The organism is Streptomyces sp. NBC_01669, from assembly GCF_026339735.1.
Classification (GTDB): domain Bacteria; phylum Actinomycetota; class Actinomycetes; order Streptomycetales; family Streptomycetaceae; genus Streptomyces; species Streptomyces yanii.
Genome location: NZ_JAPEQG010000001.1, coordinates 4,606,622 through 4,627,265 on the forward strand (window position 1 = coordinate 4,606,622; position 20,644 = coordinate 4,627,265).

Sequence of the window (20,644 nt, forward strand, 5' to 3'; positions counted from 1 at the left end):
CCTGAGACAACGGGCCCGCTCCTGCCCCGCGGTCAATCGCCGGTGCCCAGAATCAGTCCGGAGGTAGGCACCCCCGTGCCCGCTGTCACCAGGGCTCTGGCCGCCCCGGATATCTGATTCACCGATGTGCCCCGGATCTGCCGGACCGCCTCCGCGATGCCGTTCATCCCGTGCAGATACGCCTCCCCCAGCTGACCTCCATGCGTGTTCAGGGGCAGCGCGGCGTCCGCCACGAAGTCGGCGGCCTCGCCCGGCCCGCAGAAGCCGAACTCCTCCAGCTGCATCAGCACGAAGGGGGTGAAGTGGTCGTAGAGAATGCCCACATCGATGTCGGAAGGGGTGAGTCCGGAGGTACGCCAGAGCTGCCTGGCGACGACGTCCATCTCCGGTAGCCCGGTCAGCCCGTCACGGTAGAAGCTGGTCATCTGCTCCTGCGCCCGCCCTGCGCCCTGTGCGGCGGCAACGATCACCGCAGGCGGCTGCGGAAGGTCCCTGGCCCCCTCGGCGCTGGTCACGACGATCGCTTGTCCGCCGTCGGTCTCCTGGCAGCAGTCGAGCAGCCGCAGCGGTTCGACGATCCAGCGCGACGCGGCGTGGTCGGCGAGGGTGATCGGCTTCTCGTAGAAGTACGCCGCCGGGTTGCGCGCCGCATGGCGCCGGTCGGTGACCGCGACATGACCGAAGGCCTCCGGGGTCAGGCTGTAGGTGTGCAGATAACGCTGGGCGGCCATGGCCACCCAGGATGCGGGAGTGAGGAGCCCGAAGGGGAGGTTCCAGCCGAGCGCCGTCCCCTCAGCGGTGGGTTCCCGGTGCTGCACCCCGGATCCGAAGCGCCGCCCCGAACGTTCGTTGAAGGCGCGGTAGCAGACCACGACATCGGCAACCCCGCTCGCCACGGCGAGCGCCGCCTGCTGCACGGTCGCGCAGGCCGCACCGCCGCCGTAGTGGACGCGGGAGAAGAACGACAGCTCTCCGATGCCGGCCGCCTGGGCGACCGTGATCTCGGGGCTGGTGTCCATGGTGAAGGTGACCAGACCGTCGACATCGGCAGGGGTCAGCCCGGCGTCGTCGAGGGCGGTTCGCACCGCCTCGACGGCCAGCTTGAGTTCACTGCGCCCGGAATCCTTCGAGAACTCGGTCGCCCCGATCCCGACGATTGCCGCCCGGCCGCCGAGCAAATCGGCCCTGCGCACGCTCATGCCGATCCCTCCGGGACGCTGACGGTCACCGTGCCGGTGACATGCCTACCGAGACCGTTGGCGCCGACGACCGTCACCTCGGCCGTCCCGGCGTCATCGAGGGCCGTGATGGTGCCGCTCAACACCATGGTGTCTCCGGGGTAGTTGGGCGCTCCCAGCCTGATGGCGACCTTGCGGAGCACCGCAGACGGCCCGAAGTGGTCGGTGACGTACCGCCCCACCAGGCCATTGGTCGTCAGGATGTTCATGAAGATGTCCGGGGAACCCTTCTGCTGCGCGAGCCCCGCGTCATGGTGCACGTCCTGGTAGTCGCGGGAGGCGACGGCGCCCGCGACGATCAGGGTGCGGGTCACCGCGATCTCCAGCGGTGCCAGCTCCTCACCGACCTTCATTGCGATCCCTCCTTCACCAGCAACTCACCCAGTTCCTCGAGCACTTCACTGCCACATCCCAGATAGGAGTCGAGCTGACGGCCCCAGAGGAAGTGACGGTGGACGGGGTGGTCGAGATCGGCGCCCGTACCGCCGTGCAGATGCTGTCCGGCGTGTACGACTCTCCTGCCGGCCTCCGAGGCCCACCAGGCCGCAGTCAGCGCCTGGGCGCCGTAGGCCAGACCCTGGTCGTGGCGCCATGCCGCCTCGTACGCCGTGACCCTTATCGCCTCGGTGTCCATATGGGCGTCGGCTGCGCGCAGCAGCACCCCCTGGTTGGTGGAGAGCGGGCGCCCGAACTGCTCCCGGGTGGTGGTGTGGGCGACCGCTCGGGCCAGCGACCCGGCGCACACCCCGGCCTGCAATCCCGCGAACGCCGTCCGGCTCGCGGCCAGCACCGCCCCGTACATCCCTGCTCCCGCTGCCTCTCCTGTCCCCGCTTCCGGTTCCCGACCTGTTCCCGCTTCTGCTTCTGGGTCCGGGCTCGGCTCGGGGCTCAGCTCCGGCCCCGGCCCGCCGAGCCGCTCGCCGGGAGCCCGGTCCAGGACGAGCCGCGCCGCCGACCACGGCGCCGTCGTCTCCACCGGCAGGACCGCCACGCCCGGATCGGCGGTCCGCACGACCCACAGCACCCGGTCCGCATCCGCCACGAGCACCAGGGTCGCGTCCCGCAGCCAGGGCACACAGGGCACGACGCCGCTCAGCCGCCCTTCCCCGTCGGTCCGTAGACCGGAGCGTGCCGGAAAGGCCCCGGTGGCCACGGCCGTGCCGTCCCTCAGGGGTGGCAGCAGTCGCTCCCGCTGTTCGCCCGTACCGTGGTCGGCGACGGCGAGCAGCCCGTACACACAGCTCGCGGCGAACGGCACCTGCGCGGTCGTCCTGCCCTGTTCCTCCAACAGCAGGACCAGGCCCAGCAGCCCGATCTCCTCGACGGCGGACATGAGCCCGGCTGCGCACAGCTCCTTCCACAGCTCGGCATCCGTCCCCGACCCTGCGGCGGCCAGTCGCTCGTGCGTGGCCAGGTCACCGAAGATCTGCGCGGCGAGCCCCTGTGCCGCGCCCTGCTCCTCCGTGGGCGTGAAGTCCATGTCAGCCCTCGCTCCCACGAAAGACCGGAAGCTCCAACTCATGGTCCGTACGCAGGAATTCCAGCTTCACCGACATCCCAGTCCGCACCTTGTCGCAGGGCACACCGACCACGTTGCTGACCATCCGCACGCCCTCCGCCAGCTCGATCAGCGCCACCGCGTACGGCCCGGCTTCGTCGGAGGCGCTGAAGGCGGGGAAGGGCGGGTGATGCATCACGACGTGACTGAAGACCGTGCCCTCGCCGCTCGCCTCGACCGTGTCCCACTCCTGGCAGCCGCACGCATTGCATCCCGGGAGCCAGGGAAAACGCAGGGTCTCGCACTCCCGGCACCGCTGGATGAGAAGTCTGTGCTCGGCGACGCCCTGCCAGAAACCGGCGTTGTCCCGGTTGATCACCGGTCTCGGCCGCAGACTCCGGCCGCCCTGCCTCAGCCCTCGTCCTACACCTACACCCCGCTGCCCCCCTTTACCCCCTGCGGGCGCATACTTCAGGATCCGGAAGCGATGCGTCCCGGCCGGTTCACCGGCCGCTCGGACGTCCATCCGCGTCGTGATGAAATAGCCCGTCCCCAGCTTGGTCGTCTTCCGCTCCGACACCGCCTCGATCACCGCATCGAAAGTGATCCGGTCCCCGGGCCGCAGCGGACGCAGGTACTCCTGCTCACAGTCGGTCGCGACCACCGAGGTGTATCCGGCACCGTCGAGCAGGCCGAACAGCTCGTCGTACGCCCCGGACCGGTCGGTGTGCCCCGACAGACCGCCCATCGTCCACGCCTGCAGCATCGTCGGCGGCGCAATCGCCCCCGGCCCCCCGTACGCGGGATTCCCGTCCCCCATCGCCTCGCACCAATGCCTGATCATCGGCTCGTTGACCAGGTCCTTGCCGACGCCGGCCGTGGCCGACGCGCGCCCTTCGTACGCCTTGAGCCTCCCGTACAACTGGTCCGCTGTGTCCGTCACCGCTTCCCCCTCTTCATGCCGAGCCGCATCGTCGCGACGATCTCCCGCTGCACCTCGCTCACCCCGCCCCCGAAGGTGTTGATCTGCGCCGCCCTGTTCATCCGCTCCAGCTCCCCGTCCCCGAAGGAGCCGGGCGATCCGCCCCTGACCATCCCGGCCTCGCCCGTGATTTCCTGGCACATTCGATACACCTCGACGGCCGATTCGGTTCCCATGAATTTCACGCCGCTCGCGTCCCCGGGGGCCACCGAGCCCGCCCCGACGTCCCCCACCAGACGCCAGTTGAGCAGGCGGGTTGCCGCCAGTCGGGCATACGCCTCGGCCAGCCGGGACCGCACCCACGGCTCGTCAACCGGACGCCACCCCGTCACCGGATCGGGGGTTCGGGCGAAGGCAAGCGCAGCCTCGTAGAAATCCTCGGCCTGCATCCCGATCGCCGCGAGCGCCACCCGCTCGTGGTTCAGCTGGTTGGTGATCAGGCCCCAGCCACCGTTCTCCTCGCCGACCAGGTTCGTGGCGGGCACCCGAATCCCGTCGTAATAGGTGGCCGTCGTGGTCAGTCCGCCCACGGTCTCGATCGGAGTCCAGGCAAAGCCCGGCGCGTCCGTCGGAACCAGGACGATCGAGATGCCCTTGTGCTTGGGCGCGTCCGGATCCGTACGGCAGGCGAGCCAGATCCAGTCCGCGTTCTGCGCATTGCTGGTGAAGATCTTCTGCCCGTCGATCACCCAGTCGTCGCCGTCCCGCGCCGCCCTCGTCCGCAGCGCGGCCAGGTCCGTGCCGGCCTCGGGTTCGCTGTAGCCGATCGCGAAAACGAGGTCCCCGCTCAGGATCCGCGGGAGGAAATACTCCTTCTGCGCCTCGGTCCCGTACCTCATCAGCGTCGGGCCGACGGTGTTGAGCGTGACCATGGACACGGGTGCGCCCGCCCGGTACGCCTCGTCGAAGAAGACGAACTGCTCGTCGGGTCCGCGGCCCTGCCCTCCGTACTCGACGGGCCAGCCGAGCCCGAGCATCCCGTCGGCACCGATGCGCCGCAACAGCCGACGCTGCTCGACCAGGCCGTCGGGCGCCGCCGGCGGCCTGGACTTCCCGTCCGCCCCAGGAGTTCCGTCCGCCCCGGCGGCTCCGTCGGCCCGGTCGGTCGAATCCGTCCCGGAGATCACATCGCGGAAATACGTGCGGAGTTCGGCGCGCAGCTGCTGCTGACGCTCCGTCGGGGCGAGGTGCACGGCGGCGGCCTCCCGGACACGGGGTACGGAATCAGGATTTCTGACTGTCCGTCAGATCACTGATCGCTGTCAAGGTCGGCGGCGACCGAACACTCCCGCCCGCACCCTCCGGAACGCGAACAGCCTGCGCAAGGAAACCGAAGCGTCCTTGCACAGGCTGCCGTTCACCCCGTCGCACACCGGCCCCCCGACCGGCCTGCGGCGGCCCCCGGCTCACCAGAGATTGGTGAAGTTCACCGCGACACTCCTGGTGGACTGATCGATCACGGTGAAGGCCGAGCCGTTCACCTGCGCCGAGTTGCTCCGGTTCGACGCCCCGGAGCCGGTGGCCTGCTGCTGCGACGTGGACGAATTACCGAAGTTGTCCCCACCGACTCCGCTGCCGCTGATCGTCGCAACACCCGCGTTCGATCCATCGTTCGCGAACGAGCCGTTGTCGGCCTGGGCCACGCCGCTGAAGAGCACGGCGGCGAGAGGCAGTGCGGCAACAGCGGCGAGGGCGCGAGCGGTACGGATGCTTGCCATGTCAATTCCTCCAGGAACCGGAAGTGCAGCTTGTTCCAAGGCGGTTGGCCGACAGCCTCGGTTTTGGTCACGACGTCGCGAGACCAAAGTTGCCCACCGAATCCCCGACGAACCACTCATGATCCACGATTCCCCCGCAAGCATGAGGAACACCCGATAAACCTCCCGCACGCTCTCAAAGCCCCGGCTCACACCCCCACGCCTGGATCCGCACCACGCGATCCCGCGCGCCCCCGGAGGAAAAGCGTTCCGGCGCATTTTCCGCCAATCCGCCCCATCACCCCCGAGCGCTCCGAGCCCACTCATCGACACGCCGCCCCCACCCCATCCCCCTTCCTTTTCTCGAACACCTGTACGAAAATGAAGTATGGCCATCACCGACCGGCAGACCGCCACCCTGGCCCTCGCCCACGCACTCTCCGCTGCCGAGCACGGACTCCCCGTCATCCCGCTGTCCGCCACCAAGCTCCCCGCCCTGCGCTCCCCCCACCGCGGCGACGACCGGCCGGTCGGCTGCCGGGGAGCCTGCGGCCTTCCCGGACACGGGGTCCACGACGCCACCACAAACCCCGCCGCCGTACGAACCCTGTTCGCCGCCGCTCCGTGGGCCACCGGATACGGCATCGCCTGCGGCCGGGCCCCGCACCACCTCATCGGCATCGACCTCGACATCGATGGCTCTGGCCGCAGCGACTCCGCGGCAGCCCTCCAGCAGTTGGCCCTGCACCATCTGTTCACCATCCCGCCGACCGTCACGGTCATCACACCGAGCGGCGGACGCCACATCTGGCTCACCGGTCCGCCCGGGGTGCCGGTACCGAACTCCGCCAGCCGCCTCGCCCCCGGCATCGACATCCGCGGCGCCGGCGGCTACCTGGTCGGCCCCGGCTCGGTCACCACCGGCGGCACCTACCGACTCGCCCCTGGCGCCGCCGATCTCTCCCCGGCCCCCTGCCCCCGCGCACTCCTGCGGCTGCTCACACCTCCCGCGCGCCCTCACCACCCCTCACCACGCCCCCACCACGGCCGGGGCCTGGTCCAGTTCGTCCTCGCGGCACGCGAAGGACAGCGCAACACCCGCCTCTTCTGGGCGGCTTGCCGTGCGTACGAACACGGCTTCGGCGACGCCCTCGCGGATGCCCTCATTAGGGCCGCCGTCCATACCGGCCTCACCGAACACGAAGCCCGCGCCACCATCGCCTCGGCCGCCCGCCTCACCTCCGGCCGCCCCGCCGGCCCGGAGGACAGCCCCGACCGGTCGCCTTGACCGGACGCGCCGGGCAGGCACACAGAAGGGGCGCCCGCTCGGACGAAGAACGGTGATGATCGGCCGGCATGCCCCATCATCCGGATCAGCAGATCTGATCGCAGCGGAGATCGCACAGCAACTCGGTGACGCGACCGGGGAACAGGCCCTTCACCACCGGGTGCCTTGCGTACGGGTTGGGCCGGAGAGCCACAGGGAGGGGCCGTCGCTCTCGCGGCAGCGCAGTCGTCCTCCGACCACGTTGGCCGGTCGGGCGCCGATTCCTCACTCCTGGGTCAGGATGCAGAGCGAATGGCCATCGTCTGGGTCACCGACGTACGCCCAGAGCCTCAATTTTTTGCCGTCGCGCAGGGCTCGGTAAGCAGAGCTCACGTCATCCGCTTCGAACGAGACCGTGACACTGCTCTGCCCCTTCCGGTCCTCGCCGGCCCACGTGCCTGATCCCGACCGGGGTTCGTTCTTCGGCCCGTAGGCATCGATGTCGTAATCGCCGCAGATATCAGCAGAGGTAAACGTGCCGTCCGGCTTCAGCTCCAATGTGCCGCCACGCGCATCGGTCCACATCGTCGCTGTTCGGGATCGCGGCAGCTCGGTCGGCTCACCATCAGGGACCGGCGGCGGGAACAGCCTGCCGCAGCCGACGAGGGCAAAGGCCACGGGAACGAGAGCCAGCACTGCCCGGCAGGAACGCAACACACGCCACCCCAACGCTTGCGACAGATCACGAGCGCAACTGCCGTACGGCTGGTGCGGCGGGATCGTAGTCCAGCGAGAGCGGTGCCCCCGTGCCGCTTGTGTGCCCGACCGGACGGGAAGCAAAGGGAACTGACGGGCAGCGCCCATCGGAACGGCCCCTGAGCGAAGTACCTGCTCAGGGGCCGTTCAGTTGCGCGGTGGGTGTGGGATTTGAACCCACGGTGACATCGCTGCCACGACGGTTTTCAAGACCGTTCCCTTAGGCCGCTCGGGCAACCCACCTTCGCCCCGCCTTGCCCTGCTGCGGAGCGGGCTACAGCCTACCGGCTGGGTGCTTCCGGTGTGACTGGCCGGTCTCATGAGTGGCCACACCCGGCCAGTTGATCACGCGTCCACCGTCACCAGGGCACCGCCGCCCCCGTCGCATGCCCCCAGCAACCGGGTGCGCCGCGGTGGTGCACGTAATCCCGCTCACTCGTACACGAAACCCGTCGTCCTGCCGTCGACCGTGTCACCGGTCCTTGGGCGCCACAAGTACGGCGACGTCTTCGGGCGTTGTGGCTCACTGCGGCAGAGAGCCACAACGCCGGTGTCGGGGGGCGGATGGTCACGGACCGGACTCCCGCCAACCCGAAATCAGCATCACAGGTGCCGAGTCGGCCGTCCTGGTCGACCACGGTGAATGCACTCATCACGCTCATGGAAGCACCGCGCAGCAACGGACGCATGCAGCGGCATCCGCAGCATCAACACGAGCTGAACGACTGCCGCGCCCCGCGGACGAGTGACCGCAACCGCCTCGGCCCTGCACCGTGGGACGCACGAGGGGGCTGCCGAATCGCTCGGCAGCCCCTCACCTGCACCTTTCCTGGCTGTGGGCAGCCGGTCCGGTCAGCTGTCGCCCTTGCGCTGTCCCAGGGTGACTTCGGCGGTCGACACCTTGCCGTCTCGCTTGTACGTCAGCGTCACCTTGTCGCCCGGCTTGTGGGTCCAGATCTCGCCGATCAGGGTCGGGCCGCTGTCGATCACCGAGTCGTTGAACTTCGTGATGACATCGCCCCCCTTGAGGCCGGCCTTGGCCGCCGGGCCGTCCGGCGAGACGGCCGGGGTGCCGCCCGAGCCCTGGTCCGAGATGACGGCTCCGCCGGTCCTCTCGTCCATCGAGACCGTGGCACCGATCACCGGGTAGACCGGCTGACCGGTCTTGATCAGCTGTTGGGCGACGTTCTTCGCCTGGTTGATCGGGATCGCGAAGCCGAGGCCGATGGATCCCGCCTGCGACTGGGCGCTGCTGCCGGTGGACTGGATCGCCGAGTTGATGCCGATGACCGCACCGCGCGCATCGAGCAGAGGGCCGCCGGAGTTGCCCGGGTTGATCGAGGCGTCGGTCTGCAGTGCGCTCATGTACGAGTTGCTGCCGCCGGAACCGTCGCCGGAGGCCACCGGGCGAGACTTGGCGCTGATGATGCCCGTCGTGACCGTGTTGGACAGACCGAACGGCGCACCGATCGCGATCGTCGAATCACCGACCGCAACCTGGTCCGAGTTTCCGAGGGCGAGCGGTGCAAGACCCGACGGTGCGTTCTTCAGCTTCAGCACCGCGACGTCGTAACCCTGCGCGCGGCCGACCACCTCGGCGTCGTACTTCTTGCCGTTGGAGAACGTCGCCGTGAGCTGGCCACTGTTCGCCGCGGAGGCCACCACGTGGTTGTTCGTGAGGATGTGGCCTTCCTTGTCGTACACGAATCCGGTGCCCGTGCCGCCCTCGCCGTCGCCGCTCTGCGCGTTGATGGTGACCACACTCGGCAGCGCCGCGGCCGCGACGCCCGCGACCGTCCCGGGATCGCGCTTGAGGACCTGCGGGTTGGATGCCGAGACCGTGGTCGAACCGGAGGAGTTGTTGTCGTTCCGGTCCGCCGCCCAGTAGCCGAAGGCGCCGCCGATCCCGCCCGCCACGAGTGCCGCCGCTGCCACCGCCGCCACCAGGCCGCCACCTCGCCGCTTTCGCGGGGCTTCGGGCGTCTGCAGCTGGCCGGGGGCGCCCCACACGGGGCCGCCGTCACCACCCGCACCTTGGGCGTACGCGGGAACAGCGGGCGGGGGCGGCGGCCAGGCACCCGCGGGCTGGGACTGCGGCGGCTGCGGCGGCGGCCAGTCATTCGCGCGCTGCGACTCCTGAGACGGCTGCTCCGGCTGCTGGAATTGCTGCGTTGCCGTCGCTTCCGACGATTCCGGGCTCGCGGGCGCCGGCGGGGACGCAGGCGTGCCCTCAGGAGCAGCGGCCGGCACGGGAGGTGCGGACGGAACGGACGGAACGGCCTGAGCCGCAGTGCCCTCGTTGCCCTCGTTCTCTGTGCTCACAGCTCTTTACTCCTCGGTTCCTCATCAGTTTCGGCAAGAGATCCGCTGTGCACGTGTCTGGAGCCAGCTTTTCCCATGACCCGTCAGGCCACTGTAAGCAGGACCTGTGCGTCCGCACACCAATCTTTATATCCGGCAAAACGGTCCCTCGTTGCCAGGTGCACGCGCCCGTCGCCCCACGGTGACACGATGACGCCGTGACCCACGCACGACAGCACACCCCGTACCACCCCATCCAGGTCATCGCACACCGCGGAGCGTCCGACGACGCACCCGAGCACACCCTGGCCGCATACCGGAAGGCGATCGAGGACGGCGCCGACGCCCTGGAGTGCGATGTACGTCTCACCGCCGACGGCCACCTCGTCTGCGTCCACGACCGCCGGGTGAACCGCACGTCCAACGGGCGGGGTGCCGTCTCCGCCCTGGAGCTCTCCGCGCTCGCCGCACTCGACTTCGGCTCCTGGAAGGACCGCGAGGAGTCTCCGGACTGGGACCCGGTGCCGGGCGAGCTCACCTCCGTACTCACTCTGGAGCGACTGCTCGAACTGGTCGTCGAGACGCGAGCCGCCGGGCGACCCCTGCAACTGGCCATCGAAACCAAGCACCCCACGCGCTGGGCCGGTCAGGTGGAAGAACGGCTGCTGCACCTCCTGAAGCGGTACGAGCTCGACACGCCACCGGCAGACGGCCCCTCGCCGGTACGGATCATGAGTTTCTCGGCGCGCTCCCTGCACCGCATCCAGGCCGCCTCACCCACCCTGCCCACCGTCTATCTGATGCAGTTCGTCTCGCCGCGGCTGCGCGACGGGCGGCTGCCCGCCGGCGCCCGGATCGCCGGTCCGGGTCTGCGGATCGTACGCAGTAACCCCGGCTACATCGAGCGTCTGCACCGCGCGGGCCACCGCGTGCACGTCTGGACGGTCAATGAACCGGAGGACGTCGAGCTCTGCGCCCGCCTGGGCGTCGAGGCAATCATCACAAATCGCCCAAAACAGGTCCTGTCGCAACTGGGTCACCTTTAACATCAGTTACAGGGAGTACACCGGCGCATTCGATCTGTATTCGATCGTTACGAGTGCGTCACTCGCAGACCATTGGCCGGTTTCCGGCCCAGTCCAGGAGGGCATTCACTCCGTGGCGTGGGGCAAAGGAGGTCTCGGGGGTGGCGTTGGTGGTGGCACAGGAAGTGCCCACGTCGTCGAGCATGGCCGTACCCCATGGCCCTGCGGGCGTGGGCCAGGCGCGGCACCGGATGCGCGAGCAATTGCGCAGCTACGGGGTGTCGGATTCGGTCGTCGACGATGCTGTATTGATCCTTTCCGAACTTCTCAGCAATGCCTGTCGACACGGCAGGCCGCTGGGGCGACACACAGATGTGGGTGACGGTGACGTCCGCGCCGCGTGGCGCGTCGACAGAACAGGCGGACTGACCGTCGAAGTGACCGACGGAGGCGGTCCCACCAGACCGATTCCGGCCACTCCTTCCGTGACGGCGCGCGGCGGACGCGGGCTCAACATCATCAGTGCGCTCGCCGAAGAGTGGGGCGTACGCGACGACTCGTCCGGCGAGGTCACCGTGTGGGTGGTGGTCAGCGAGGGCCATGGGACCGGGAACGGACACGTGCCGGGGCTCGACGGGCTGGACTTCGCCGACGCCTTCGACGACGTGGGCTGACGCCGACACACCGGTTGCGCGCCGCCCGGACACAGGGCAGAGGCGCCACCCGGCGGACAGACCCTCGTACGGACCGGCGGGCGGACCGCGCAGTAATGGCACGCGTGTCGACCGGCGCCCTGGCCGGTGTCCCGGCCGACCTTCCGGCATATGTACACGCAGGCGCCCGGGCGTCTGTGCCCCGTACCCGACACGGGCCGCTAGGCTCGCGGCCCAGACCGCACTGTCGCAATCGGGAGAAAGCCCACCATGGCCAAGAAGCGCCCTCAGACCAAGGCCGGGAAGCAGCAACTCAAGGACGCCGAGATCCCGGTGGTCGGGGCTCGTGAGCCCTGCCCGTGCGGTTCGGGCCGCCGCTACAAGGCGTGTCACGGCCGCGCCGCCGCCCAGGCCGTGACCGAGCTGGTCCACCGTCCCTTCGAGGGCCTGGCGGGGGAGTGCGACTGGGTCGCCCTGCGCGAGCTGGTGCCCGCCGCCACGGTCGAGTTGACACTCAAGGGCGGGCTGCCCGAGGGTGTGCCGTCCGTGACGCTCGCGACCGTGCTGCCGATGGCCTGGCCGGCACTGCGCCGCGACGACGGTTCCGTCCTTGTCGCCCTGCAGAACGACACCTCCTCCGGCGACCTCAGCCGAGACCTCGCGGACACCCTGCAGCGTGCACTGGCCGCCGAGCCCGGCTCGCCCGTCGCCGCCCGCCGCGTACCGGCCGACGGTCCGCGCCTGCAGGACCTGCTCGACCCGGAAGCGGCGTTCGAGCCGGTCGTCCACTCCGGCTTCGAGTTCTGGGTGCCGGACGCGGAGAACGCCACGCCCGAGGTGTCCGCGTCCCTGGAACGCGCGAACGAAGCGGCGATCCCGACCGTTCTGCTCTCCGGGGTGGACGCCGCGTACTGGTGCGAGACCCCGGAGAAGAACCACCTGCGCTGGGTCATGCCGCACCCCGAGGAGCAGCTGCTCGACGCACTCGCCCGGCTGCACGCCGCCGGCACCTCCTCGCTCGGCGAAGGGACCCGGCTGGTCGGCTCCTTCCGCGCGCACGGGCTGATGGTTCCGGTCTGGGACCTGCCGAGCGCGATGGGGGCGAAGGAGTGCGAGAAGCCCGCAGCCGAGCTCGCGGAACGGCTGACGAGGGCGCTCGCCTCGGACGCCCCGCTCACCGCCGAGGAGCGCCGGGCCCGTGGCGGGCTCACCAACCGCCAGGTGACGCTCAGCTGACCGTGCGGACGTGACGACACCTGCGGGCCACCCGGTGACCCGCGTCACACTTGTCGTACCTGCAGGTAAATCGCTGTCCGAATATGCGAGATCGAATTTGCGAACGGCAGATCTCTTGTTACGGTTCTAGAAGCCCGGTCGCTGGTGCATCCCCCGTCGCCAGCGATCGGGCATTCTCATGCCCGGACCCGGCGCGCGGCGCGGCTCACGGAGCGGACGGCGCCCGGCGCGCAGCAGCCGCGGAGCGGCGTCAACCCGCCGCAGGAGACGCCGGATCGGAACCGGCCCTCAGCAGGAGCGGAGCCTCCGCCACCGCCCCCTCTCCCGCGTACTCGGCCACTGCCGTGTACGCGTCGGGGCCTCCGCGCGACGAGCGGCGAGGCGTTTCACAGACCCCCGGCTCCTCCTGTGCGTCCACTGTGCAGCGCACCTCGACGGTCCGGCCGCCCGGCCCCATCAGGGTGAGCACGGACCGGAGTTCGCCACCCGTCGTATTGCGGTAGGAGCTGCGCGCCCAGGTGTCCCGACCGTCGGTCATGACGCAGGTCTGCGCCTCGACCCCCTCGGGGGAAATCAGCCCGGGGCCGCAGCGGGCTGCGGTCCGCGGGGTGGAACCGACAGCGCCGGGGTCGTTGGGACCGGTGGCAACGCCGAATCCGGCAACCTCACCGACCTCACCAGCCTCACGGGGGCGGCCGGTATCGGACAGAAGTCCGACACCGGAACTCCTCTCCGAAGATCCCCTTGAGGCAGTACCCAAAGCACCCTCCGAACCTTTTTCGGAAGGTGCGTCAGAAAGCCCGTCGACATCAGACTTTGCATGGGCAGACTTTGCATGGCCGGGCACGGAATCGGGGCTTTCCGTGGGTTCGGCGGAAGCGACGAGCGGGAGCACGACGGCGGACACCACCACACCCGCCATAACGATCATGCGGAAATTCATGGTGATCCCACCTGCCGGCCGACGGGAATTCCTGACGCTGCGCCGAAGGTATCGGCGTCATGGGGGTCCCCGGGTGGAGCACGCCCGCGGACCGCAGAACCCGGACCGGCTCACACCCGAACGAGTGAGCCGGTCCGCCCCGGGCCGTCCACCGAACTGCTCGTACGCCGGACCCGACAGCCGCGCCTGTCAGTAAGCGAGCCGACTGCCGCCGTCGGGAGCGCTGGTGCTCGCTTCGACCAGCGCGTCCAGGACGGCTTCGACGTCCGGCAGCCAGGGCGTCGCCGAACCGGGCAGCGGAGCCCGCTCCCAGCGCACCTGTCCCGCACCCACCCCCGACGGGGGAAGGACGAGATAGCCGCCCTCGCCGTGGAAGCGCAGCGAACTGGGCACCCAGTCCTTGGCATGCAACAGCTCACCAAGTCGTTCGAGGGTGTACGGGGCGACCAGCAGCGACCACCGCGTCGGCGTCGCCACCACCGGGCCCAGCCGCATGCCCATACGGTCGAGCTCGGCCAGCGCCCGGGCACCGGCCACGGCCGGCAGGCTCAGCGCGCACGGGGCACGGCCACCGGTGGCCAGCACGATCGGCGCGGTCGGGCGGTTGTTCCACCACCAGCGCACCATGCGCTCGTCGGTGGTCGCCGCGAGGAGACCGGGATCGAAGGGGTGTGCGCCGGGTACGGCGCACTCGGGATCGGGGCAGGCACAGCCACGGCCACGGTCACCGCGGCCACCGACTGCGTCCAGTCCCACTCCGGGGAGCACGGGCCACTGCCATGCAGTGGCGCAGGTCAGGGCCGCGTCGAGCTGAGCGGGCCTTGCCTTGCGCCGGAGCCGGAGCCTGCGTCGCCTTCCGAGGATCTCGCGCATGAGCGCTCGTTCCTTTCCGTTGAACGCCGAGGGCCACATCACACCACGTGCGCGTCACATCACGTGTGCGTTACTTCACCGTGCGTACATGCTCTCTATGTCTGCGGTACGGGGTCACCCGTCGATACCGAGCGTGAGCCGATCGTGCTGAGCCAGGTCCAGCCAAAAGCATGGCGAGGGGCAGCGCGCATCGCGCCTGCCGTTCCATGGTGCACAACCCCGCCACTCGGGGGTGGGGCGCGGTCGTCGTAGTGAGGACGCCCGGGCTCTCTGCCAGGTTCCGGGGCGACCGGAACTGCCCCTGGTTCCTCACCGATTACGTACCCCCGCAGGCCCGGAATGACGCTCCCGCCGGGACTTCACCCCGCGGGAACCCCCCTGTCGAGCCAGACCCAGTCGACCGCAATTAGCCGCCATAGGGTGCATTTTTTGGCCAACTTGGTGGCCCCATGGACACCACAAATGCCGTAGGGACAATGCTGGACATCGGCTCACTTGTGCGTGTACATGTGGATGCACTGATAGCGGCGCAGAATGACATGGGGGTTTGCGATGCTATTCGACGAAACGCACTGGTCGGAAAGCCGGTTGCCATGAGCGCCCCTCACCTGCCGAAAGTGGCTGGAATCGATCCCATGGTTCCTGTTTCAGCGCACACTGCCGGGCCCTTGGCCAATGTGGCCGCCGCACCGGGAGCCTTCATCCAGGACCGTCTGGCCGGCTGGGTGTCCGACCTCACGACGCTCCATGAACTCACCGAGCGACTGGCCAGAACCAGCACCCTCGACGACGCACTGCACGAACTGCTGGATGCCGGCGCGGCTCTCGTCGGCGCCCGCCGCGGACTGATCGTGTTCGAACCCTCCGACCGTCGCGGCCCGGTCTCCACCATCGGTCTCGGCCTCGCTCATGCCGAGCTCGGGCACATCGAGACGGTGCCGCGCAGCGCCACCTCGTACGGACGGATCCTGGAGGGTCTTCCGGCCACCGAAACCCCGCTGACCAGCCCTGACCTCCTCGGCGACGCAAGCGTGGACCCCCGCCACCGCGAGGTCGCCGCCCGGCTCGGATACGCCGCCAGCTACGCCCTGCCGATCACCACCGACGCGACCGGACGACTCGGCGCAGCTGTCTGGCTGTACGACGAGCCCGCCGAGCCGCTGGAGCGTCAACGTCATCTCGTCGGCCTGTACGCCGGGTACGCGAGTGAGCATCTGGCCCGGTTGCTGGAGCTGGAACGGGCCAGGGCCGACGTCGCCACCATCACGGAGGAGCTGTTGCCCAGCCGACTGCCCCGGGTCACCGGCGTACAACTGGCCGCCCGCCATCGCCCGGCACCCCGCGGCGGCGGTGACTGGTACGACGCGCTGGCGCTGCCGGAGGGCGCACTCGGTCTCGCCGTCGGTTCGGTGGGCGGTTCCGGGCCGAGCGCCCTGGCCGCCATGGGACGGCTGCGGGCGGGCCTGCGGGCGTACGCGGTGATGGAGGGCGAGGATCCGGTCGCCGTCCTGTCCGATCTGGAACTGCTGCTGCGGCTGACCGAACCCGCCAGGTCCGCGACCGCGCTCTTCGCCTACTGCGAACCCGCCCGCCACAAGATCCTGCTGGCCGGCGCAGGACACACCCCGCCGCTGGTGATCGGCGACCGGCGCACGGAATTCGTCGAGACCTCGTTGTCCGCGCCGCTGGGCATGCTTGCCTGCTGGGAAGCGCCGAGCGTGGAAATCGCCCCGGCGCCCGGCGAGACCGTGCTGCTCTACACCGACGGACTGTTGCGCCGTACCGGCGACTCGATGGACCGGGCGTTCGCACGGCTCCACTCGGCAGCCGCGAGCCTGCCGAGGGCGCTGCGCCACGACGCCGGGTTCGTCGCCGATCACGTCCTGCGGACCGTCCTTCCGGACGGGCTCGACCAGGCCGACGGCATGGAGGACGTCGTGATCCTCGCCGCACGCTTCGACTGAACCGATTTCCGGCTGAGTGAGGTCTTCCGGCTTCCGTGTGTAAGAGGTCTTACGGCTCAGGGCCCCCTTCCGTACGCCCGTACGATGGATGAGATCCAGTGTCGTATCAAGGAGAGTCAAGCCGTGTCTGAGGAGCTCATCCCGGAGAACCCGGAGAACCCGGAGACCGAAGAAGCCGAGACGGTCAAGCAGCGGAAGAACGGCCTGTACCCGGGCGTATCCGATGAGCTCGCCGCCGGAATGAAGTCGGGTTGGGCCGACACCGAGCTGCACGGCCTCGAGCCGATCGCGCAGGCCGGTCACACCGCCGACCGCCGCGCCGCACTGTCCGCCCGCTTCCCCGGCGAGCGTCTGGTCATTCCCGCGGGCAAGCTGAAGACCCGCGCCAACGACACCGAGTACGCCTTCCGCGCGTCCACCGAGTACGCGTACCTCACCGGCAACCAGACGCAGGACGGTGTGCTCGTCCTGGAGCCGAAGGGCGAAGGCCACGAGGCGACGATCTACCTGCTGCCCCGCTCCAACCGGGAGAACGGCGAGTTCTGGCTCGACGGCCAGGGCGAGCTGTGGGTCGGCCGCCGCCACTCCCTCACCGAGGCGGAGCACCTGCTGGGCATCCCGGCGAAGGATGTGCGCGAGCTCCCGGCCGCGCTGGCCGAGGCCACCGGCCCGGTCCGCAACCTCCGCGGCCACGACGCGGGCATCGACGCCGCGCTCACCGACAAGGTCACCGCGGAGCGCGATGAGGAACTGAAGATCTACCTTTCCGAGGCGCGACTGATCAAGGACGCCTTCGAGACGGCAGAGCTGCAGAAGGCCTGCGACGCCACGGCGCGCGGCTTCGAGGACGTCGTGAAGGTCCTCGACAAGGCCGAGGCCACCAGCGAGCGCTACATCGAGGGAACGTTCTTCCTGCGCGCCCGCGTCGAGGGCAACGACATCGGCTACGGCTCGATCTGCGCGGCCGGCCCGCACGCCACCACCCTGCACTGGGTGCGCAACGACGGCCCCGTGCGCTCCGGCGAGCTGCTGCTCCTCGACGCCGGTGTCGAGACGAACGACCTCTACACCGCCGACGTGACCCGGACCCTTCCCATCAACGGCACGTTCACGCCGCTGCAGCGGAAGATCTACGACGCGGTGTACGAGGCCCAGGAGGCGGGCATCGCCGCCGTCAAGCCGGGCGCGGCCTTCCGCGACTTCCACGACGCCGCGCAGCGCGTACTCGCCGAGAAGCTCGTCGCCTGGGGCCTGCTGGGCGACCTTTCCGTGGAGAAGGTCCTGGAGCTGGGTCTCCAGCGCCGCTGGACCCTGCACGGCACGGGCCACATGCTCGGCATGGACGTCCACGACTGCGCCACCGCGCGCACGGACACGTACGTCAACGGAACGCTGGAGGCCGGCATGTGCCTCACCGTCGAACCGGGCCTGTACTTCCAGGCCGACGACCTCACCGTGCCGGAGGAGTACCGCGGCATCGGCGTCCGGATCGAGGACGACATCCTCGTCACCGAGGACGGCAACCGGAACCTCTCCGACAAGCTGCCGCGCCAGGCCGACGAGATCGAGGCCTGGATGGCCCAGCTCAAGGGCTGACCACCGGGAACCCGCACCCGAGCGCCGGAGGGCGCCCTGCTCAGGACACCATGAGCAGGGCGCCCTCCCGCCATTTCAGAACCTTGTCGAAGCTCACCACCGCGCCACGACCCGGGCGGTTGCCGAAGTGAACATGGTCGGCGAGCTGCTCGATCAGACAGAGACCCCGGCCGTCCTCGGCGCCGACGGGCGGCAGGAACTGCTGCTGATGTTGATCCGACTGCGGCTGATCAGCAGTCCGAAGCGCGCACCGCGTCGGGAAACCGGGCCCCGAGTCGGCGACTTCGATACGGCATTTCTCGCCGTCCAGATACGCCGTGACCCGGTACTGCCCGGAAGCCGAACCGGACTGCTCGTCCCAGGCGTCCCACGTGTCCCATGGGGCCCCGGGGGCGCCGACGTCGCCGGCGTCTCTCCGGTCCCCGCCGTGCTCGACGGCATTCGCACATGCTTCGCTGAGCGCGACCGACAGATCGAAGGAGATGTCCGGATCCACGCCGGCGGTCTCCATGGTGCCGAGCAGGAAACGACGGGCGAGCGGAACGCTCGCAGCTTCGCGCCGCAAATGGAGTGACCACCAGATGCTCATGCTCCAGCCTCCTGGCTGCGGCTCGACATACCGATACGTATTGCCGCACCGGGCGGTTCGTAAGCACAGACCTGATGTGAAACAGCTCATTCGGCGGATACCCGCACTTGGTGCACCCGTGTATGCCAGGCCCGACAGCAGGAACGCCGCGCACTCAATCGGGCAGAAGGCGACCTTCCGGACCTGCCGTACCGATTCCCGGGACGCAGTGCGATGATGGCTCGGCCATGTCTACGCCTGTCGCACGCGCCGGAGCCGGTCTGCGGCTCCTGAGGGCCGCGGTGTTCACCGCGGTCTGTGTCGCGTTGTCCGCGGCAGGGCACGCACTGGCCTCCTGCGCGAGCGTCCCCTGGTGGACGCTGCTCGCAGGCTTCCTCGGAGTCTTCGCGCTGGTGGTGACGCTCGCCGGACGCGAGCGTTCCCTGCCGTCCATCGCCGCCGCCCTGGCCGGTGGACAGCTCGCCCTGCACACCGTGTTCGGGCTGGGCACGCACAGCACGTCCGGTACACCGACGCCGGCCGCGACGGGCGACGGCTCCCTGATCCGGTTCGCCGCAAGCCTGGTGTGCGGCGCCGGACCGGCGCAGCTGAACGCCGCCGAAGCCCACCGCATCGTCAACGACGCGGGCATCGATCCGGCGACGGTGACAGGCATGGACCATCAGTCGATGGCCGCCGCCGGAACCGACCCGACCACCCTCGCCGGGCTGCTCACGGGTCTGCTGCCCAGCCTGCCCATGGTGCTCGGCCATCTGCTGGCCGCGCTCGCCACGGGCTGGCTGCTGCGGCGCGGCGAGATCGCCCTGTTCAAGCTGACCAGGCTTTCCGCGCACGGCGCCCAGCAGCTCGCGGCCGAGGCCCGGTTGCGCGCGCTGCGGGCCGCGCTCGTTCTCGTACGAACGCTGCGGGCCGGTCTCCCGGTTGAGGCGGCGACCGGGCCGCGCACCCCCCGTACGGCAGCCGACGCACCGGCTCCGGTCACCGGCGATCCACTGCAGCACCAGGTGATCAGGCGCGGGCCTCCGTCCGTATTCACCCTCGCAGCCTGACGCGACACCCTCCGCTCGTAGCACGCACGAACCGTTCTGCGGTCATCACCCGGCCCACGCCCGGTGGCGCCCGCCCGGCACCGTGCGCGCACGCCGCACGTGAGGAAGAGGTGTCGCGACGCCGTCGCGCACCTGTGCGGCGGACCACCTTTCCTTCGTGCTTCTGTGGAGTGATTCCTGCCATGAACCTTTCCCGCATCGCCGTGGTCGGCGGCGTCGCCGCGTCCACCGTGCTGATCCTCGCCGGTACCGCCTCCGCGCATGTCAGCGTGCAACCGCAGGGCGAGGCAGCCAAGGGCGGCTACGCCACGATCAACTTCAAGGTCCCCAACGAGCGGGACGACGCCTCGACGACCAAGCTCGAGGTCAACTTCCCGACCGACCATCCGCTGGCCTCCGTGATGCCGCAGCCGGTGCCCGGCTGGAAGATCGACGTCACCAGGAGCAAGTTGGCGAAGCCGCTGGACATGCACGGCCAGAAGATCAACGAGGCCGTCTCCAAGGTCACCTGGACCGCCGAGGGCAGCAAGAACGACCTCGGCATCCGCCCGGGCGAATTCCAGCAGTTCCCGCTCTCCGTCGGCCAGCTCCCCGAGGACGCCGACCAGCTGGTCTTCAAGGCCATCCAGACGTACGACAACAAGGATGTCGTCCGCTGGATCGAGGAGCAGAAGGACGGCGCCGAGGAGCCCGAGAGCCCGGCGCCGGTCCTCAAGCTGACCGCCGCGACCACCGACGAGCACGGCAGCACCGCCGACGACAAGAGCGGTGCGGCGACCGCCGCCGAGGCGAAGGACAAGAACACGGAGGCTGCTTCCGCCTCGTCCTCCAGTGACACCACCGCTCGTGTCCTCGGGGTGGTCGGCATCGTCATCGGCATCGCGGGGGTGGCCTTCGGCGTCCTCGCAGGCCGCCGCCGCACCGCCTGAGACCCCCGGCCCCCTCTTTCGGATCAGGCCGCTCTCCGGACCGGACCG

Annotated in this window: 19 protein-coding genes, 1 tRNA gene and 1 pseudogene; 9 read left to right on the forward strand and 12 right to left on the reverse strand. The window is 69.6% G+C overall.

The annotated features are described in order from the left end of the window. Positions 1 to 32 precede the first annotated feature (32 nt). The 6 genes from OG972_RS20615 to OG972_RS20640 form a co-directional block, all read right to left on the reverse strand. On the reverse strand, positions 33 to 1,199 hold the full coding sequence (locus OG972_RS20615) for a lipid-transfer protein (protein WP_266983566.1): 1,167 nt from the start codon (positions 1,197 to 1,199) through the stop codon (positions 33 to 35). After that, positions 1,196 to 1,591, reverse strand: a complete 396-nt coding sequence (locus tag OG972_RS20620; protein WP_266983568.1) for a MaoC family dehydratase — start codon at positions 1,589 to 1,591, stop codon at positions 1,196 to 1,198. Before OG972_RS20620 ends, OG972_RS20615 begins: the two co-directional genes overlap by 4 nt. Further along, positions 1,588 to 2,718, reverse strand: a complete 1,131-nt coding sequence (locus OG972_RS20625) for an acyl-CoA dehydrogenase family protein (protein WP_266983570.1) — start codon at positions 2,716 to 2,718, stop codon at positions 1,588 to 1,590. The genes OG972_RS20620 and OG972_RS20625 overlap by 4 nt, the downstream gene beginning before the upstream one ends. Position 2,719: 1 nt before the next feature. Beyond that, positions 2,720 to 3,679, reverse strand: coding sequence for a bifunctional MaoC family dehydratase N-terminal/OB-fold nucleic acid binding domain-containing protein (locus OG972_RS20630; protein ID WP_266983572.1), 960 nt, complete (start codon positions 3,677 to 3,679; stop codon positions 2,720 to 2,722). Then, positions 3,676 to 4,911: an acyl-CoA dehydrogenase family protein gene (locus OG972_RS20635; RefSeq protein ID WP_266983574.1), complete on the reverse strand. Its 1,236-nt coding sequence runs from the start codon at positions 4,909 to 4,911 to the stop codon at positions 3,676 to 3,678. Before OG972_RS20635 ends, OG972_RS20630 begins: the two co-directional genes overlap by 4 nt. Before the next feature lie 213 nt (positions 4,912 to 5,124). Next, positions 5,125 to 5,436 (reverse strand): hypothetical protein, encoded by a 312-nt coding sequence (locus OG972_RS20640; protein ID WP_266983576.1) that lies wholly within the window; start codon positions 5,434 to 5,436, stop codon positions 5,125 to 5,127. A gap of 367 nt (positions 5,437 to 5,803) precedes the next feature. Between OG972_RS20640 and OG972_RS20645 the strand changes: the two genes are divergently transcribed. Beyond that, a complete protein-coding gene (locus tag OG972_RS20645; RefSeq protein ID WP_266983578.1) occupies positions 5,804 to 6,703 on the forward strand; it encodes a bifunctional DNA primase/polymerase in 900 nt (299 codons plus the stop codon). A 264-nt stretch (positions 6,704 to 6,967) separates the two neighbouring features. Here OG972_RS20645 and OG972_RS20650 read toward each other — a convergent pair whose 3' ends face one another. The 3 genes from OG972_RS20650 to OG972_RS20660 all read right to left on the reverse strand — a co-directional run bounded on the left by OG972_RS20650 (position 6,968) and on the right by OG972_RS20660 (position 9,760). Then, entirely contained in the window at positions 6,968 to 7,360 is a 393-nt protein-coding gene (locus OG972_RS20650) for a hypothetical protein (protein WP_266983580.1), read from the reverse strand. Between the two features lie 234 nt (positions 7,361 to 7,594). Further along, positions 7,595 to 7,681: transfer RNA gene (locus OG972_RS20655), tRNA-Ser, on the reverse strand. Positions 7,682 to 8,290: 609 nt separating this feature from the next. Continuing rightward, the gene (locus tag OG972_RS20660; protein ID WP_266983582.1) at positions 8,291 to 9,760 is read right to left on the reverse strand and encodes a S1C family serine protease; all 1,470 of its coding nucleotides are present in this window, start codon (positions 9,758 to 9,760) and stop codon (positions 8,291 to 8,293) included. Positions 9,761 to 9,957: 197 nt separating this feature from the next. On the opposite strand from OG972_RS20660, the gene OG972_RS20665 reads away from it, so the two are divergent. The 3 genes from OG972_RS20665 to OG972_RS20675 all read left to right on the forward strand — a co-directional run bounded on the left by OG972_RS20665 (position 9,958) and on the right by OG972_RS20675 (position 12,653). Continuing rightward, positions 9,958 to 10,785 carry a glycerophosphodiester phosphodiesterase gene (locus OG972_RS20665; RefSeq protein WP_266983584.1) on the forward strand — a complete coding sequence of 276 codons (828 nt, stop codon included), beginning with the start codon at positions 9,958 to 9,960 and terminating at the stop codon, positions 10,783 to 10,785. Positions 10,786 to 10,838: 53 nt separating this feature from the next. Then, the gene (locus OG972_RS20670) at positions 10,839 to 11,438 is read left to right on the forward strand and encodes an ATP-binding protein (protein ID WP_266983586.1); all 600 of its coding nucleotides are present in this window, start codon (positions 10,839 to 10,841) and stop codon (positions 11,436 to 11,438) included. A gap of 249 nt (positions 11,439 to 11,687) precedes the next feature. Further along, positions 11,688 to 12,653 carry a DUF5926 family protein gene (locus OG972_RS20675; protein WP_266983588.1) on the forward strand — a complete coding sequence of 322 codons (966 nt, stop codon included), beginning with the start codon at positions 11,688 to 11,690 and terminating at the stop codon, positions 12,651 to 12,653. Positions 12,654 to 12,903: 250 nt separating this feature from the next. Here the strand turns inward: OG972_RS20675 and OG972_RS20680 are convergent, their stop codons facing one another. Next, positions 12,904 to 13,191: a hypothetical protein gene (locus OG972_RS20680; RefSeq protein ID WP_266983590.1), complete on the reverse strand. Its 288-nt coding sequence runs from the start codon at positions 13,189 to 13,191 to the stop codon at positions 12,904 to 12,906. A gap of 297 nt (positions 13,192 to 13,488) precedes the next feature. Here OG972_RS20680 and OG972_RS49600 point away from each other — a divergent pair. Then, positions 13,489 to 13,863: pseudogene (locus OG972_RS49600) on the forward strand (hypothetical protein); the annotation flags it as partial. On the opposite strand, the gene OG972_RS20685 reads toward OG972_RS49600, so the two are convergent. After that, a complete protein-coding gene (locus OG972_RS20685; protein ID WP_266983592.1) occupies positions 13,786 to 14,469 on the reverse strand; it encodes a bifunctional DNA primase/polymerase in 684 nt (227 codons plus the stop codon). The pseudogene OG972_RS49600 and the gene OG972_RS20685 sit on opposite strands and share 78 nt — an antisense overlap. Positions 14,470 to 14,945: 476 nt before the next feature. On the opposite strand from OG972_RS20685, the gene OG972_RS20690 reads away from it, so the two are divergent. Both OG972_RS20690 and OG972_RS20695 read left to right on the forward strand, forming a co-directional pair. Then, on the forward strand, positions 14,946 to 16,433 hold the full coding sequence (locus OG972_RS20690) for a PP2C family protein-serine/threonine phosphatase (RefSeq protein WP_266990610.1): 1,488 nt from the start codon (positions 14,946 to 14,948) through the stop codon (positions 16,431 to 16,433). A 123-nt stretch (positions 16,434 to 16,556) separates the two neighbouring features. Then, positions 16,557 to 18,029 carry an aminopeptidase P family protein gene (locus tag OG972_RS20695; protein ID WP_266983594.1) on the forward strand — a complete coding sequence of 491 codons (1,473 nt, stop codon included), beginning with the start codon at positions 16,557 to 16,559 and terminating at the stop codon, positions 18,027 to 18,029. Between the two features lie 40 nt (positions 18,030 to 18,069). Here the strand turns inward: OG972_RS20695 and OG972_RS20700 are convergent, their stop codons facing one another. Then, positions 18,070 to 18,618, reverse strand: a complete 549-nt coding sequence (locus OG972_RS20700) for an ATP-binding protein (RefSeq protein ID WP_266983595.1) — start codon at positions 18,616 to 18,618, stop codon at positions 18,070 to 18,072. A 227-nt stretch (positions 18,619 to 18,845) separates the two neighbouring features. On the opposite strand from OG972_RS20700, the gene OG972_RS20705 reads away from it, so the two are divergent. Both OG972_RS20705 and OG972_RS20710 read left to right on the forward strand, forming a co-directional pair. Then, positions 18,846 to 19,667: a hypothetical protein gene (locus OG972_RS20705; RefSeq protein ID WP_266983596.1), complete on the forward strand. Its 822-nt coding sequence runs from the start codon at positions 18,846 to 18,848 to the stop codon at positions 19,665 to 19,667. Positions 19,668 to 19,849: 182 nt separating this feature from the next. Continuing rightward, positions 19,850 to 20,596, forward strand: coding sequence for a YcnI family protein (locus OG972_RS20710; RefSeq protein ID WP_266983598.1), 747 nt, complete (start codon positions 19,850 to 19,852; stop codon positions 20,594 to 20,596). Positions 20,597 to 20,644 lie beyond the last annotated feature (48 nt).